General features: G+C 66.5%; 8 protein-coding genes. 5 read left to right on the top strand and 3 right to left on the bottom strand.

The genetic code is table 11. The features are described 5' to 3' along the window. Positions 1 to 24 precede the first annotated feature (24 nt). A complete protein-coding gene (locus tag JJT62_RS16070; RefSeq protein ID WP_202073798.1) occupies positions 25 to 708 on the top strand; it encodes a response regulator transcription factor in 684 nt (227 codons plus the stop codon). Positions 709 to 774: 66 nt separating this feature from the next. Here JJT62_RS16070 and JJT62_RS16065 read toward each other — a convergent pair whose 3' ends face one another. Continuing rightward, complete coding sequence (locus JJT62_RS16065) at positions 775 to 1248, bottom strand: hypothetical protein (protein WP_202073797.1); 474 nt, start codon at positions 1246 to 1248, stop codon at positions 775 to 777. Positions 1249 to 1406: 158 nt separating this feature from the next. On the opposite strand from JJT62_RS16065, the gene JJT62_RS16060 reads away from it, so the two are divergent. Next, a complete protein-coding gene (locus JJT62_RS16060) occupies positions 1407 to 2813 on the top strand; it encodes a HAMP domain-containing sensor histidine kinase (protein ID WP_210340700.1) in 1407 nt (468 codons plus the stop codon). Here JJT62_RS16060 and JJT62_RS16055 read toward each other — a convergent pair. Together JJT62_RS16055 and pepN are read right to left on the bottom strand one after the other, a co-directional pair. Continuing rightward, complete coding sequence (locus JJT62_RS16055) at positions 2717 to 5146, bottom strand: PAS domain-containing sensor histidine kinase (protein ID WP_202073796.1); 2430 nt, start codon at positions 5144 to 5146, stop codon at positions 2717 to 2719. The genes JJT62_RS16060 and JJT62_RS16055 overlap by 97 nt on opposite strands. A 123-nt stretch (positions 5147 to 5269) precedes the next feature. Continuing rightward, positions 5270 to 7918 carry an aminopeptidase N gene (pepN, locus tag JJT62_RS16050; RefSeq protein WP_202073795.1) on the bottom strand — a complete coding sequence of 883 codons (2649 nt, stop codon included), beginning with the start codon at positions 7916 to 7918 and terminating at the stop codon, positions 5270 to 5272. Between the two features lie 249 nt (positions 7919 to 8167). On the opposite strand from pepN, the gene JJT62_RS16045 reads away from it, so the two are divergent. The 3 genes from JJT62_RS16045 to JJT62_RS16035 are packed head-to-tail and all read left to right on the top strand — an operon-like array spanning position 8168 to position 13708. Then, entirely contained in the window at positions 8168 to 9289 is a 1122-nt protein-coding gene (locus tag JJT62_RS16045) for an efflux RND transporter periplasmic adaptor subunit (protein WP_202073794.1), read from the top strand. A gap of 4 nt (positions 9290 to 9293) precedes the next feature. Next, positions 9294 to 12410, top strand: coding sequence for an efflux RND transporter permease subunit (locus JJT62_RS16040; RefSeq protein WP_202073793.1), 3117 nt, complete (start codon positions 9294 to 9296; stop codon positions 12408 to 12410). Continuing rightward, positions 12407 to 13708 (top strand): TolC family protein, encoded by a 1302-nt coding sequence (locus JJT62_RS16035; protein WP_202073792.1) that lies wholly within the window; start codon positions 12407 to 12409, stop codon positions 13706 to 13708. Before JJT62_RS16040 ends, JJT62_RS16035 begins: the two co-directional genes overlap by 4 nt. The last annotated feature ends 373 nt before the right edge of the window (positions 13709 to 14081 follow it).

Genomic DNA, 14081 nt, shown 5'->3' with positions numbered 1-14081 from the left:
GCAAGGTCGAGTATCATGGGCGCAATGCGCATATTGATCATCGAAGACGACAAAGAGGCGAGCGATTATCTCGTCAAAGCGTTCCGCGAGCAGGGGCATGTCGCCGACCATGCCGCGGACGGGCTCGCAGGATACGCCGCCGCCCGCGAAGGCGACTATGACGTGCTGATCGTCGATCGCATGTTGCCCAAGATGGACGGCCTGTCGCTCATCTCCAGCCTGCGCGAGCAGAAGGTCGAGACGCCGGCGCTGATCCTCTCGGCCCTCGGACAGGTGGACGATCGCGTCAAGGGCCTGCGCGCCGGCGGCGACGACTATCTTCCCAAACCCTATGCCTTCTCGGAGCTTCTGGCGCGCATCGAGGCGCTGGCGCGCCGCCGCGTCGGGCCGCGCGGCGAGGAGACGCATTACCGCGTCGGCGATCTGGAGCTGGATCGGCTCTCACATAAGGTGATGGTCGGCGGGCAGGAGATCGTGCTTCAGCCTCGCGAATTCCGGCTGCTGGAATATCTGATGAAGCACGCCGGGCAGGTGGTGACGCGCACCATGCTGCTGGAAAATGTCTGGGACTATCACTTCGATCCGCAGACCAATGTGATCGACGTGCATATTTCGCGGCTGCGCGCCAAGATCGACAAGGGACGCGAAACCCCCTTGCTGCACACGATCCGCGGGGCGGGCTATATGATTAGAGATGGCATGCGCTGACGCGCTTTCCGTCGCGAGCGGAAAGCGCGCTCGGCAGGGTTTGAGGGAATCCCTCTCAGCCGGCTCTCACCACCAGCCGCCCCAGCCCCAGCCAGGGCCGCCGCCCCAGCCCCACCCGGGCCCCCAGCCGCCGCCCCAACCATAGCCCCAGGACGGGGCGGTCGCCGCGGCGATGCCGGCGCCCATCAGGCCCAGCGCGGCGCTCGCGAAGACGGCGCCAGCGGGATCGTAGTAGCCGCCATAGTAGCGCGGGTAACCGTAATAGGCCCTGCGGTAGTAATGCGGCCGGTAATAGCCCGAGTGCCGATAGTAGTGTGGGCGATAGTATCCCCAATGCCGGTAATAGTGCGGGCGATAATATCCCCAGTGGCGATGACCCCAACGGCGGTAGTAATGCGCTTCCACCGTCGGCGCGGCGAGGCTGACCACGCCTGGCGGCGCGATGGTCATTGGCCCTGCAAACGCTTCTGGCGGGATGGCGCCGATGGCGGTTGCGCCGCTCAGCGACGCAAGGATTGCGTTTCTTACGCTCTTTCGCATCTTCGTGAACCTTGGCTGGCCCCTTGGCCAATGAACGTCGAATCCGTGTGGTTGGTTCCCCAAAAGGCAATCGGGCGATCGTGCGACATATTGCGCCGGAACGCCTATATCTTCGCAGAGCCCCCGGGGGGCGCGGCGCTGGCTGATAGGAAGATCGCTTGTTTACTGGAAAACTCGGGAAGCTCTTTCGCACGACGGCCTTCAAGCTGTCGCTCGCCTATCTCATCCTGTTCTCCATCGGCGCCGGCCTCGTGCTGACGCGCGTCGGCGCGCGCGTGAAGGAGGTGCTCAACGAGCAGATCGAGCAGACCGTCGAAGCCGAGATCCGCGCGCTGTCGGAGCAATATGCGCAAGGCGGGCTGCGCCAGCTCACCACCGCGCTGGAGCGCCGCGTCCGCGCGCCCGGCGGTTCGCTCTATTTGCTGACGACGCATTCAGATGAGGTCATCGTCGGCAATATCGAGTCGCCGGCCACCGCGCCCACGGGCGGCCGGGAACTCGTCGAGACCCGCTACCAGCGTCGCGGCGAGCCGGGGGTCGAGCATCCGGCCCTGATGCGGCTCTTTCTCATCCCCGGCGGCTTCCGGCTGCTGATCGGCCACGACATCGAGGATCAAGAGGTGCTGCGCGACATTTTGCGCCAGGCGCTCGGCGTCTCGTTGTTCTGGCTCGCGCTCGTCGGCGCGCTCGGCGGCATGTTCGTCTCGCATCGCATGCTGGAGCGCGTCGATATGATGTCGGCTTCGGCGCGGCGCATCATGGCGGGCGATCTGAACGAACGTCTCGCCGTCTCGGGCGCCGGCGACGAGCTCGACCGTCTGGCCGAGAATTTCAACGCCATGCTGGAGCGCATATCGGAGCTGATGACGGGCCTGCGCGAAGTCTCCGACAACATTGCGCATGATCTCAAGACGCCGCTGACGCGGCTGCGCAACCGCGCCGAGGCGGCGCTGCGCGGCGCCTCCGGCAATGGCGAGCACCGCGAGGCGCTCACCAAGGTGATCGAGGAGTCGGATGCGCTCATTCGCGTCTTCAACGCGCTGCTGATGATCGCGCGCGCCGAGGCCGGCTGTTCGACCGACAATTTGACGACCTATGACGCCGACGCCGTCGTGAGCGACATCGTCGAAATGTACGAGCCCGTGGCGGAAGAGCAGGGCGCGCATCTGCAGTTTTCGACAGAGCCGGGCCTCGCCGTCACCGGCAGCCGCGAGCTTCTGGGGCAGGCGCTGGTGAATCTCGTCGACAATGCGCTGAAATATGGTGCGACGGGAGAAAACCAGCGCATCGACGTGCGCGCCAGGCGCGTCTGCGAACGCGTGGAGATCACTGTCGCAGATCATGGGCCCGGCATTGCGCCGGAAGACCGCGAAAGGGTCGTGGGGCGCTTCGTCCGGCTGGAGAATTCACGCTCGCGGCCGGGCTCGGGGCTTGGCCTGTCGATGGCCGCGGCCGTCGCCCGGCTGCATCACGGCGCCCTGCGGATCGAGGACAACGCCCCGGGGTTGCGCGTCGTGCTGTCGCTGCCGGCGGTGCGCGCGATCGTCTCGCGCGAGCGCGCATAAATCGCGCTTCTGGCCGCCGGCTTCTCGGCCGGCCGCGTCTTGATCGACGTGACGTTCTTGCCGGCGCAATAGGCGCAGGAGAGCCGCACCATCGCCACCGTGCCCCTGCCGAGCCGCGAACGGAAACGCAGCCCGCCGCCGTGGAGGTCGATCAACGCGCGCGCGATGGCGATGCCGAGCCCCGAGCCTTTCATGCCATTTTCCATGACCCCGGCGCTCTGCTCGAAGGGGCGCCCCAATCTCGGCATGACGGCGGGATCGACGCCACGTCCGTTGTCCTCGACGAAAAGAGCGATCGACGCGCCGTGATGGCGCGCGCGCAGGCGCACGACGCCGCCCGGCTCGGTGAATTTGACGCTGTTGGAGAGCAGAACATTGAGCGTCTTGATGATCGCCGCCTCGTCTCCGACGCAGCGGAGCCGTTCATCGACCTCGACGATGAGGGAAAGCTGCTTTTCCTCGGCGCGGGCGCGCCAATCGTTCACGGCGCGGCGCGCGGCGTCGGCGACGTCGACTTCGCGCTCGGCGAGGCGCACGAGGCCGGCCTCCAGCCGCGACATGTCCAGAATATCGGACAGCACCTCGTTGAGATAAGCGCCGCCCTGCCGGATGCTGCCGCAATATTCGGCGTATTTCGGCGAGCCGAGCGCGCCGAAGGGCTCGGCCAGCATCATTTCCGAAAAGCCGATGATGGCGTTGAGCGGCGTGCGCAGCTCATGGCTCATATTGGCGAGGAACTCGGATTTGGCGAGATAGGCGGCTTCGGCTTCGGCTTTCTGGTGGTGATATTTCTCGGCGAGCGTCGCGAGTTGTTGCGCCTGCATTTCGAGCGTCTGGCGCGAGCGCGTGAGATCGGTCACGCTCGCCGTGAGGCGGCGCTCGGACTCGATGAGCTTTTCCTGATTGCGCTTGAGCGCGGTGATGTCGGCGCCCACCGAAACATAGCCGCCGTCTCTGGTGCGCCGCTCGTTGATCTGCAGCCAGCGGCCATCGGCGAGCCGGGCTTCATATGTCCGCGCATCGGGCGAACGCGCTTCCGCCGCTGCGCTCTCCGTATGGGTGATCGGCGCCGTCGCGCGCGACATCATCTTTGCGTAGGTCACGCCAGGCGTCGCTGCTTCGGGCGCCAGGCCATGGAGATCGAGAAATTTGGAGTTGCAGACCACCAGCCGGTTCTGCGCGTCCCAGAGAACGAAAGCCTCGGAGATGGCGTCGATGGCGTCGCGCAGACGCATGTCGGCGGTCGCCGTATGTTCGGCGAGGGCCTTCTGCTCCGACACGTCCACGGCGATGCCGACGAGATGGTGGCCCGCATCCGCGGCGTCATTGATGAGCTGAGCGCGCGCCCGCAGCCAGACCCAATGGCCATCGGCGTGCCGCGCGCGGAACTCGTGGTCGACGCTGTTGCTGCGCGAGGCGGAAACCATTTGGGCGATCACCGAGAGATCGCCGTCGTCGGGATGCAGCAAAGCGTTGAGCTCGCCGAAGGAGAGACAACGCCGCTCGGCCGGCAGGCCGAGCATCTCGTACATCGAGTCCGACCAATAGATGCGCCCGCGCGCAATGTCCCAGTCCCACAGGCCGCAGCGCCCGCGCGACAGCGCCGCGTCGAGTCGGCGGCGCAGGCAGGCGTTGACTTGCTCGGCCGCGTGGCGGCGCCGCGACTGGCGCACATAGGCGTAGAGGACGGCGAGCAGCATCGCGGTCGTCAGGGCGAAGACAATGGCGTAATGCGCCGCGACGGTGCGCCATTCGCCGAGCACATTCTCCAGCGGATAGATCATCGCCACCTGGCCATAGGGGGCCGGGAGCTTTTGCACCGTGGCGAGGGCGGGCGCGCCGTCGGGCAAAGTAACGCGCATGACGCCCGCCTTGTCGGCGAATGCGGTCAGCGCCTGCTCGGCGCCGAGCACGTCGGTGAGCGTGACGCTCTTGCCGTCGATCGGCGGAAAGGCCGCCGCGACATGGCCGCTATCGTCAGTGACGAGAACGCGCCGCCCGCGCGCCATGGCGCGGCCGGGCAGGATCTTGTTCAAGGGCTGCGCGAGCAACTTCGCGTCGGCCTGGATCTGTTCATAAAGGTCGTGGCGCACGACGCGCGCAAAGACCTCGAGATCGGCGATCGCATCCTGGACAAGCTGATCCTGCATGGAGTGGACCAGCGTCACGGCGAAGGCGGCAAGCGACGCGAGGCAGATGACGGAGACAATGAAAGCCGCCCGCTTCAGCCAGGGGCTTTCTCTCGTCTCCTTCTCGCCATTGCCGTCGAAACGATAAGCGCCCCACACCGTTTCCGCGTGACTCATCGCACGAGCTGCGGTGACGCGCGCCATCCAATTCTCCGAAATCTGGCGATCCTGAAACCGAGCGATTGCGCGCTCGAATCACCTTCATTCGAATCCTTTGGGCGCAAATTGTCCAGATGCTTAATGAGCGGTTAACGCCTTTGGTAAGTTTCAAGCGAGCGCGCGCGTCGCAATGTCTTTCGTGTCGGCGGAAAGCCCTTCCTGCGCAACGATCCGGCGCAAACGCGCCTCGATCAAAGCGCGCCGCCGCGGCTCCATTGTTCGCCAGGAGCGCAGCGACGACAGAAGCCGCGCGGCGACCTGCGGGTTCTTTGGATCGAGCTCCAGAATGATCTTCGTGAGAAGATCGTAGCCGGAGCCGTCGAGCGCATGGAAGCGGGTGAGATTGGCGTTGGCGAACACGCCGATCAGCGAGCGCACGCGATTGGGATTGCTCAGCGAGAAGTCGGGATGCGACATGAGGTCGATGACGCGCTGCGTCGTTGCGGGTTCGGGGATCGTCGCCTGCAGCGCGAACCATTTGTCGATGACGAGCGCGTCGCCCTCGAACTGCGCGTAAAAGGCCGCGAAAGCTTTTTCGCGCGCGTCGCCGCCGAGAAGCGCAAGGAGCGCGAGCGCGGCGAGACGGTCGGTCATATTGCCGGCCGCGGCAAATTGACTCTCCGCCAGCGCCGAGCCCTTTGCGGGATCGCCGGCGGCGACGAGATCGAGCGCGACCGTTTTCAGCGAGCGGCGGCCGGCGCTGGCGGCGTCGGGGCTATAGGGGCCGGCCTCAGAGAGGCGCGCATAGATCGCTTCCGCCTCAGAGGCCAGCGCGCGGCCGATCTCCTCGCGCAGTCCGAAGCGTGCGGCGAAGAGTTCGTCGGGGTCGACGTTCGAGCCCGCTTCGCGCGCGAGATCGGTTTCCGAGGGGAGCGACAGCGCTTGGGCGGCGAAGGCGGGATCGGCGTCGGCGCCGCTCAGGATCGTGCGCAGCGCCGCGACGTAGCCCGGCGCAGCGGGGAGCGGCGCGCCGGCGCGGGCGGCGTCGACGCGCGCGAAGATCGCCCGCAGCGCCAGGCTCTGCGCCGCCTGCCAACGGTTGAAGGGATCGTCGTCGCAGGCGAGCAGCTTTTCGAGAGCGGCGCTCTCCGGCGCCGGCTCGAGCCGCACGGGCGCGGAGAAGCCCCGCAGCGCCGAGACGACCGGCTGCGAGGGAATGTTCTTGAAGGTGACGGTTCTGGCGGAGTTGGAGAGTTCGAACAATCCGCGCGCCAATTCGTCGGGACGCGCATCCGCGCTTTCGAGGTCGAGCTTTTCGCCGTTCTGGCCGAAGAGCGCGAGGGCGACGGGAATGACGGCCGGCTTTTTCTCCTGCTGGCCGGGCGTCGGCGCGATCTCCTGACGCAGCGTCAAAGCAAAGGTCTTCGCGTTTTGGTCATAGGCGCCTTCTGTCGAGAGCACGGGCGTGCCGGCCTGGCTGTACCAGAGCGCGAAATGCGAGAGGTCGCGACCGGAAGCCTCGGCGAAGCAGGACAGGAAATCCTCGACCGTCGCCGCCGTGCCGTCGAAGCGTTCGAAGTAAATATCCATGCCGCGGCGGAAAGACTCGTCTCCGATCAGCGTGCGCAGCATGCGGACGATCTCGGCGCCTTTCTCATAGACGGTCGCCGTGTAGAAGTTGTTGATCTCGTGATAGACCTCCGGCCGCACCGGATGCGCGAGCGGCCCCGCGTCTTCCGGGAATTGCGCCAGCCGCAGGCCTCGCACGTCGCCGATGCGCTCGACCGCGCGCGAGCGCATGTCGGCGGAAAATTCCTGATCGCGGAAGACGGTCAGCCCTTCCTTGAGGCAGAGCTGGAACCAGTCGCGGCAGGTGATGCGGTTGCCGGTCCAGTTGTGGAAGTATTCGTGCGCGATCACCGCCTCGATGCCGGCGTAATCGACGTCGGTCGCCGTCTCGGGCGAGGCGAGCACATATTTGTCGTTGAAGATGTTGAGGCCCTTGTTCTCCATCGCGCCCATATTGAAATCGGAGACGGCGACGATGTTGAAGACGTCGAGATCATATTCGCGGCCGAATTTCTCCTCGTCCCAATGCATCGAGCGCTTCAGGGCATCCATGGCGTATTCGGCGCGCGCCTCCTTGCCGTGCTCGACGTGAATGGCGAGCGCCACCTCGCGGCCGGACATGGTCTGGAAATGATCGCGCACCACGCCGAGGTCGCCGCCGACGAGCGCGAAGAGATAAGAGGGCTTGGGGAAGGGGTCATGCCAGACGGCGTAATGGCGGCCGCCGGCAAGATCTCCCGTCTCGCCGGGATTGCCGTTGGAAAGCAGGATCGGCGCCTCGCTCTTATCGGCGTCGATGCGGGTCGTATAGACGCTGAGCACGTCGGGGCGGTCGAGGAAATAAGTGATGCGGCGGAAGCCTTCCGCTTCGCATTGCGTGCAATAGGCCGAGCCCGAGCGATAAAGGCCCGAGAGCTGGGTATTGGCGGTCGGGTCCACCCGCGTCTCGATCTCGAGCGTGAAGGGCGCCTCGGGAACCGCCGTGAGGGTGAGCTGATCGGGCGTCGCCGTATAGTCCTGCGCGCCGAGCGGGCGCCCGTCGAGCTTGACGCTCACGAGGCTCAGCTCGTCGCCGTCGAGGACGAGCGGCGCGCCGGGCGCGCCCTTGGGATTGCGGCGCAGCGCGAGCCGCGAAACCACCTTGGTCTGCGTCCGGTGAAGGGAAATATCGAGCGCCACAGTGTCGATCAGAAAGTCGGCGGGGCGATAGTCTGCAAGGCGGACGGCGACATTGGAGGGGTGGCGCATGAAAACCTCTAGGCAGGGAATCGGAGCTTCGGACGAATATAGGCGGCTATGCAAGATTTGCGACCGGCCGCGCCCGCGCCAGGGCGGCGGGGTGACGAATTTTTAATTGGAAACTCACGGCAAAGATTTGGTAGGCCTTGAGCCGGCGGCCATTGGCGGGCAAAGTCGCCCCGAGCTTCCTCCGATCCGCCGACCGACGCCTTCGCTCGCTTGGCGCCGTTTTCGCTCTAAGCCGGTGCGTCTCTCCCCATGTGGCGAAAGCTTTTCCTGACTCTCGTTCTCGCGGCTGGCGGCGCGCCGGACGCTTTCGGCGCGCCGCCAGCCGCGGCGCCTCAGGAGATTCTCGTGCCGCTCAGCGAGGAGCAGATACGCGCCGCTGGCGTCGAGACGCAGCCGGTCGAAGCGGAAACCGGGGCCGGAGAGATCGTCGTGCCGGGCGTTGTGACCGTGCCGCCGCAGCAGCTCCGCGTGGTCGCCGCGCCGGCCGCGGGCCTTGTCGAGACCCTGCTCGTCGCGCCCGACGAGGATGTGAAGGAGGGCGATCCGATCGCGACGCTGCGCTCCTCGGAGCTGGTCGAGGCGCAGCGCGCCTTTCTGCACGCCGTCTCCGACGCCGATCTCGCCACCGAGAAGCTGCGCCGCGACGAGCAGCTCTTCAAGGAGCACATCATCGCCGAGCGGCGGCTCATCATCACCCGCGCCGAAGCCGTTCAGGCGCGCGCGACATTGGAGGAGCGGGGCCAGATCCTCACCCTTTCCGGCATGAGCGAGGCCGATGTCGCGCAATTGCGCAAGGACCGCAAGCTCGCGAGCGCGCTTCTGGTGCGCGCGCCGATCAGCGGAACCATCCTGCAGCGGCACGGCACGACGGGCGAGCGCGTGCAGGCCTCGGCGCCGCTCGTCACCATTGCGCGCCTCGACCCCATCTGGGTCAATCTGCAGGCGCCGCTCGGCCGCGTCGCGGCGCTCGGGAGCGTCGATCGCGTGCTTCTGCCGTCGATCGATCTCGCGGGACGTCTCATTCGCGTCGGCCACACCGTCGACCAGGCCACGCAATCGGTGACGGCGGTGGCGGAGTTCCACCCCGGGAAAAGCTCCTTGCGGCCGGGGCAGGCGCTGCAGGCGATCCTGCGCGTGAAAGGCGCCGACGCCTCGCAGTGGCGCGTGTCCGCCGACGCCGTGGCGAGCTATCTCAACCATAGCTGGGTCTTCGTGCGTTCTCCTCAGGGCTTCCGCGCCGTACCGGTGACGCTCGTCTCCGAGACGCCGCAGTTCGCCTCGGTGCAGGGAGAGCTCGCGGTCGGCCAGCGTGTGGCCGTGCATGGTCTTCTGACGCTCCTCGCCGAACTCGCGAAGACCGAGAGCCCATGACGACATGCTAGAGCAGTTGATCCACTTCTCGCTGCGTCAGCGGCTGATTACCTTCCTCTGCGCGCTCTTTGTCGCCGCCTGGGGCGCCGTGAGCTATCTGAGGCTCCCGATCGACGCTTTTCCCGACGTCGCGCCCGTGCAGGTTCTTGTCGCCATGCGCGCCCCGGGCCTGACGCCCGAAGAGCTGGAGGCGCGCGTCACCGCGCCGATCGAAATCGCCGCCAAGGGCATTCCCTCGCTGACGCATATGCGCTCGACGACGCGCTATTCGATCGCGCTGATCACCTTCGAATTCGCGGAGGGGACGGATATTTACTGGGCGCGCGCGCAGGTCAACGAGCGCCTCTCGCAAGTCCAGGATCAATTGCCCGCGGGCGCATCCGGCGGGCTGGCGCCCATCGTCACGCCGCTGGGCGAGATGGTGATGTTCACCATCGTCGGCGGCGATCTCACGCCGAAGGAGCAGAGAAGCCTCTTCGACTTCACCATCCGCCCGGCGATACGCGGCCTGCCCGGCGTCGCCGATCTCAATGTTCTCGGCGGCTATGTGCGCACCTTCGAGGTGGCGCCGTCGCCCTCGGCCATGGCGGCGCGCGGCGTCACGGTCGAGATGCTGGAATCGGCTCTCAAGGACAATAATAGAAACGACGGCGCCGGCCGCGTGCAGGACGGCGAGGAAGCGCTGCTGGTGCGCGCCGAGGGAAGGCTGCGCTCGCTGGAGGATATTCGCTCGGTCGTGATCGCGGCGCGCCCCACCGGCGTCGTTCGCGTCGGCGACGTGGCGGAAGTGCGCAACGGCGCCCTGCCGCGCAACGGCGTCGTCAGCCGCAACGGCCAGGAAGAGGCGGTCTGGGGGCTGGTTCTGGGCCTGCGCGGCGCCGACGCGCGCACGGTCGTTTCCGGGGTGAAGACGCGGCTCGCCGAGCTTGCGCCGACGCTGCCCAAGGGCGTGACGATCGAGATTTTCTACGATCGCAGCGAGCTGATCGGCAAAGCCGTCTGGACCGTTCAGAAGGTGCTGATCGAGGCCATTGTGCTGGTGGTGATCCTGCTGGTTCTGTTTCTCGGCAATCTCCGCGCGGCGCTCGTGGTTTCGGTGATCCTGCCGCTTGCGGCGCTCGCCACCTTCGGCGTCATGAGGTGGTGGGGGCTTTCGGCCAATATCATGTCGCTCGGCGGTCTCGCGATCGCCATCGGCCTTCTCGTCGACTGCGCGGTGGTTGTCGTGGAGAATGTCGAGCATCGGCTCGCGGACGCGCATGACGCAAGCTTCGCCGACCGCGTGTTCATGACCTTCGAGGCGACGCGCGAAGTGGCGCCGCCGCTTGTCTCGGGCGTCGTCATCATCGTCACGGTCTTCCTGCCGCTGCTGTCGCTCGAAGGGCTGGAGGGACGGCTTTTTGCGCCGGTCGCGCTCACCATCGCCTTTGCCCTGGGCTCGGCCTTGCTGCTTTCTCTCACCGTCGTTCCGGCGCTCAGCGCCACCCTGCTGCGGCCCGGCCACGGCGGGGAGCCGTGGCTCGTCCGCAAAATCGCCGCGATCTACGAGCCGCTTTTGCAGCGCGCGCTGGCGCGGCCGCTCGTCGTCGCGGCCATCGCTCTGGGCGGGCTTGCGATCGCCGGCGTGGCGGGGTCGAGAATCGGCCAGACCTTCATGCCGGTGATGAACGAGGGCACGCCTGTCATTACCATCCGCAAACATCCGACGATCAGCGTCGCCGTCGCGGCGGAAACCGACCGCCGCATTCAGCGCGAGATCATGACGAAAGTGCCGGAGGTGAAAGGCATGATGGCGCGCGCCGGCGCCGATGAGCTCGGCATCGATCCGGTCGGCCTCAACGAGACCGATAATTTCCTCACCCTTGCGCCGCAGAAGGAATGGCGCGGGCGCGGCATGGACTGGCTCCTGGACGAGATCAGAGCCGTGCTCGACGGCATCCCGGGCATTTCCTACGCTTTCTCGCAACCCATCGACATGCGCGTGCAGGAGATGATCATCGGCGCGCGCGGCGACGTGGTGGTGAAGATCTTCGGCGACGACATCAACGAATTGAACCGCCTCGCGCGCGACGTCGCGGCGCAGTTGAAGACGATCCCCGGCGCGCGCGACGTGTTCGCGCTGCAGAACGACGGGATGCGTTATCTGACGGCGCGCGTCGACAGGCTGGCGGCGGGGCGTTTCGGCCTCGACGCCAGCGATATTCAGGACGCCTTGCGCGTCTGGGTCGACGGGCAACAGGTCGGCATCGTGCTCGAAGGGCCCATTCGCACGCCGCTGGTCGTGCGCGGCTCCGAAACCTCGCGGCGCTCCTCCGTCGATTTCGCGCGCTTGCCGATGGTGTCGAACGACGGGAAGGTCGTCGAGCTGTCTCAGCTTGCCGACGTAAAGATCGAGAACGGCCCCATTCAGGTCATTCGCGAGGAAGGCCGACGCTTCGCGACGGTGCTCGCCAATGTCGAGGGCCGCGATCTCGTCGGCTTCGTCGACGACGCCAAAGCCGCGGTGGCGCATCATGTGACGACGCCAAGGGGCTACGCCTATCAATGGGGCGGCCAGTTCGAGAACCAGCAGCGCGCGTCGGCGCGCCTTGCGATCGTCGTGCCCATCGCGCTCGCTTTGATCTTCCTGCTGCTCTACTTCACCTTCAATTCCGCGCTGCAGGCGACGCTCGTCTTTTGCAACGTGCCTTTCGCGGCGATCGGCGGCATTCTCGCGCTCTGGCTCTCCGGAGAGTTTCTCTCCGTGCCGGCCTCGGTCGGCTTCATCGCGCTCATCGGCATTGCGGTGCTGAACGGCGTTGTGCTCATCTCCTACATCAACAAGCTGATGGCCGAGGGCGTGGGGACGACGCGCGACGCCGTGGTCGAGGGCGCGCGCCGCCGCATGCGTCCGGTGACTCTCACGGCGACGATCGCCGCTTTCGGCCTCATCCCCTTCCTCTTCGCGACGGGGCCGGGCGCCGAGATCCAGCGCCCGCTGGCGATCGTCGTTATCGGCGGCCTCATCACGGCGACCACGCTGACGCTCGTGCTGCTGCCGATCCTCTACGATCGGGCCATGAGCTGGCGCTTGCGCAGGAAGCGCAACAGCATCGCCGTGCAGAGAACGGCTTCGCTATGACCGGCGCGCCGCTTCTCGCCGCTTTGATACTCGGGCTCGCGGGCCCCGCCTTCGCCGCGCCGCAGCCGCGCGGCGAAGTGACGGCGAGAAACATCGACGGCGCCAGCCAAAAGAAGAGCAAGAAGCCGCTCGGCCATGCGCTGGTGCGCCATCTCGACATGGCGGTGGCGATCGACGCGCAGAGCAGGGCGCTGGCGGCGCAATTCGGCGCGGTCTCGGCGCGCTACGCCACGACGCGCTCGATCTCGCCCGGCTCGCCTTATATCGGCGGAACGCAGCGCAACGCCGTCGCCGGCAATCTGCGTAATTACAATGAGACGGAGATCGAGGCGGGCCTGCCGCTCTGGCTGCCCGGCCAGCGCGACGCGCTGGAGGCGACCGTCTCGAGCGGCGTCATCGAGATCGAGGAAAAGATCGGCCTGCGCCGGCTCGACGTCGCGGGGCTTTTGCGCGACGCCTGGTGGACGGCGCAGCGCACGGCGCGAGAGACGACCGTGGCGCGCAACCGCGTCGCAACGGCGCGCGAGATCGGCTCCGACATGACCCGGCGCGTGGAGCTCGGCGAAGCGGCGCAGGCCGACGCGCTGCTGGCGAAGAATGAATTGCTCGCCGCCGAGACGGAGCTCGCGCAGGCGGAAGGCGCCGAAAAAGTCGCGCGCGTAAACTATGCGGCGCTTACCGGCGGCGCGACGCCGGACGGCGCCCTTGAATCGATCAAACCCGCCGGCGACATCGAAGATCATCCGGCGCTACGCGCGCCGCTCGCCGCGCTGCGCCGCGCCGAGACCCAATTGCAGCTCGTCGAGGCGACGCCGATCGACAATCCGGATGTCGGCGTTTTCGGCCGTCAGGAGCATAATCGGCAATATTCGACCGACCCGTCGCAGTCGGTGACGGATCAGCGCACGGATGCAACGACCGTCGGCGTGCGCATTCGCATACCGCTCCCGACCGAAGGCCGGCAGGCGCCGCGCCAGGCCGAGGCGCTCGCCGAAATGACGCGGGCGCGGGCGGAATATGAGAAGGCCGAGCGCGTCGTTCTCGCCGACATAAAGGCGGCGCGCGCCAATCTCGCCGCCGCGCAGAAGGCCGCGGGCCTCGCCAACAAGCGACTCTCGGTCGCCAATGAGCAGTTCGAGCTCTCGCGCAAATCCTTCGCGCTCGGCGAGATCAGCGCCTTCGATCTCTACCGCGTGCGGCAATTGCAGTTAGATGCGCAGCGCGCGCAGGCCAGCGCCTCGGTGAATGTGGGCGCGGCGGCGTCGCGGGTAAATCAGGCGCAGGGTTACGCGCCGTGATCCGTCATTGTGAGCGAAACACGCCGGTCGCTTGATTGCGCTGATGTAGGCCGCAGGGACTCGCGGCTGAGCCATGCCCGTCATTGCGAGCGAAGCGAAGCAATCCAGAGCCGCGGTGGCCGCCCTGGATTGCTTCGTCGCTTCGCTCCTCGCAATGACGGTTATCCATGGGGATGTTGGTGGAGGGTGCGCGAGGTGGAGTGCGTCGCGCCAGATCAAGCGGGACGCTTGTTTGCGACGATGTAGATCGCTGGGAACACTCGGCTGAGCAAAATCCGTCATTGCGAGCGAAGCGAAGCAATCCAGAGCTGCGTCGCTGCCCTGGATTGCTTCGTCGCTTCGCTCCTCGCAATGACGGTTATCCATGGGGATG

Source organism: Methylocystis sp. Sn-Cys (assembly GCF_016745395.1).
Taxonomy (GTDB): domain Bacteria; phylum Pseudomonadota; class Alphaproteobacteria; order Rhizobiales; family Beijerinckiaceae; genus Methylocystis; species Methylocystis iwaonis.
This window is presented reverse-complemented; position numbering and strand designations above follow the sequence as displayed.

Excerpts from the sequence above, each read along its gene's own strand:
- JJT62_RS16070 (WP_202073798.1), top strand. The coding sequence starts at position 25 with ATGCGCATATTGATCATCGAAGACGACAAAGAGGCGAGCGATTATCTC.
- JJT62_RS16065 (WP_202073797.1), bottom strand. The coding sequence starts at position 1,248 with ATGCGAAAGAGCGTAAGAAACGCAATCCTTGCGTCGCTGAGCGGCGCA.
- JJT62_RS16055 (WP_202073796.1), bottom strand. The coding sequence starts at position 5,146 with ATGGCGCGCGTCACCGCAGCTCGTGCGATGAGTCACGCGGAAACGGTG.
- pepN (WP_202073795.1), bottom strand. The coding sequence starts at position 7,918 with ATGCGCCACCCCTCCAATGTCGCCGTCCGCCTTGCAGACTATCGCCCC.
- JJT62_RS16045 (WP_202073794.1), top strand. The coding sequence starts at position 8,168 with ATGTGGCGAAAGCTTTTCCTGACTCTCGTTCTCGCGGCTGGCGGCGCG.
- JJT62_RS16040 (WP_202073793.1), top strand. The coding sequence starts at position 9,294 with ATGCTAGAGCAGTTGATCCACTTCTCGCTGCGTCAGCGGCTGATTACC.
- JJT62_RS16035 (WP_202073792.1), top strand. The coding sequence starts at position 12,407 with ATGACCGGCGCGCCGCTTCTCGCCGCTTTGATACTCGGGCTCGCGGGC.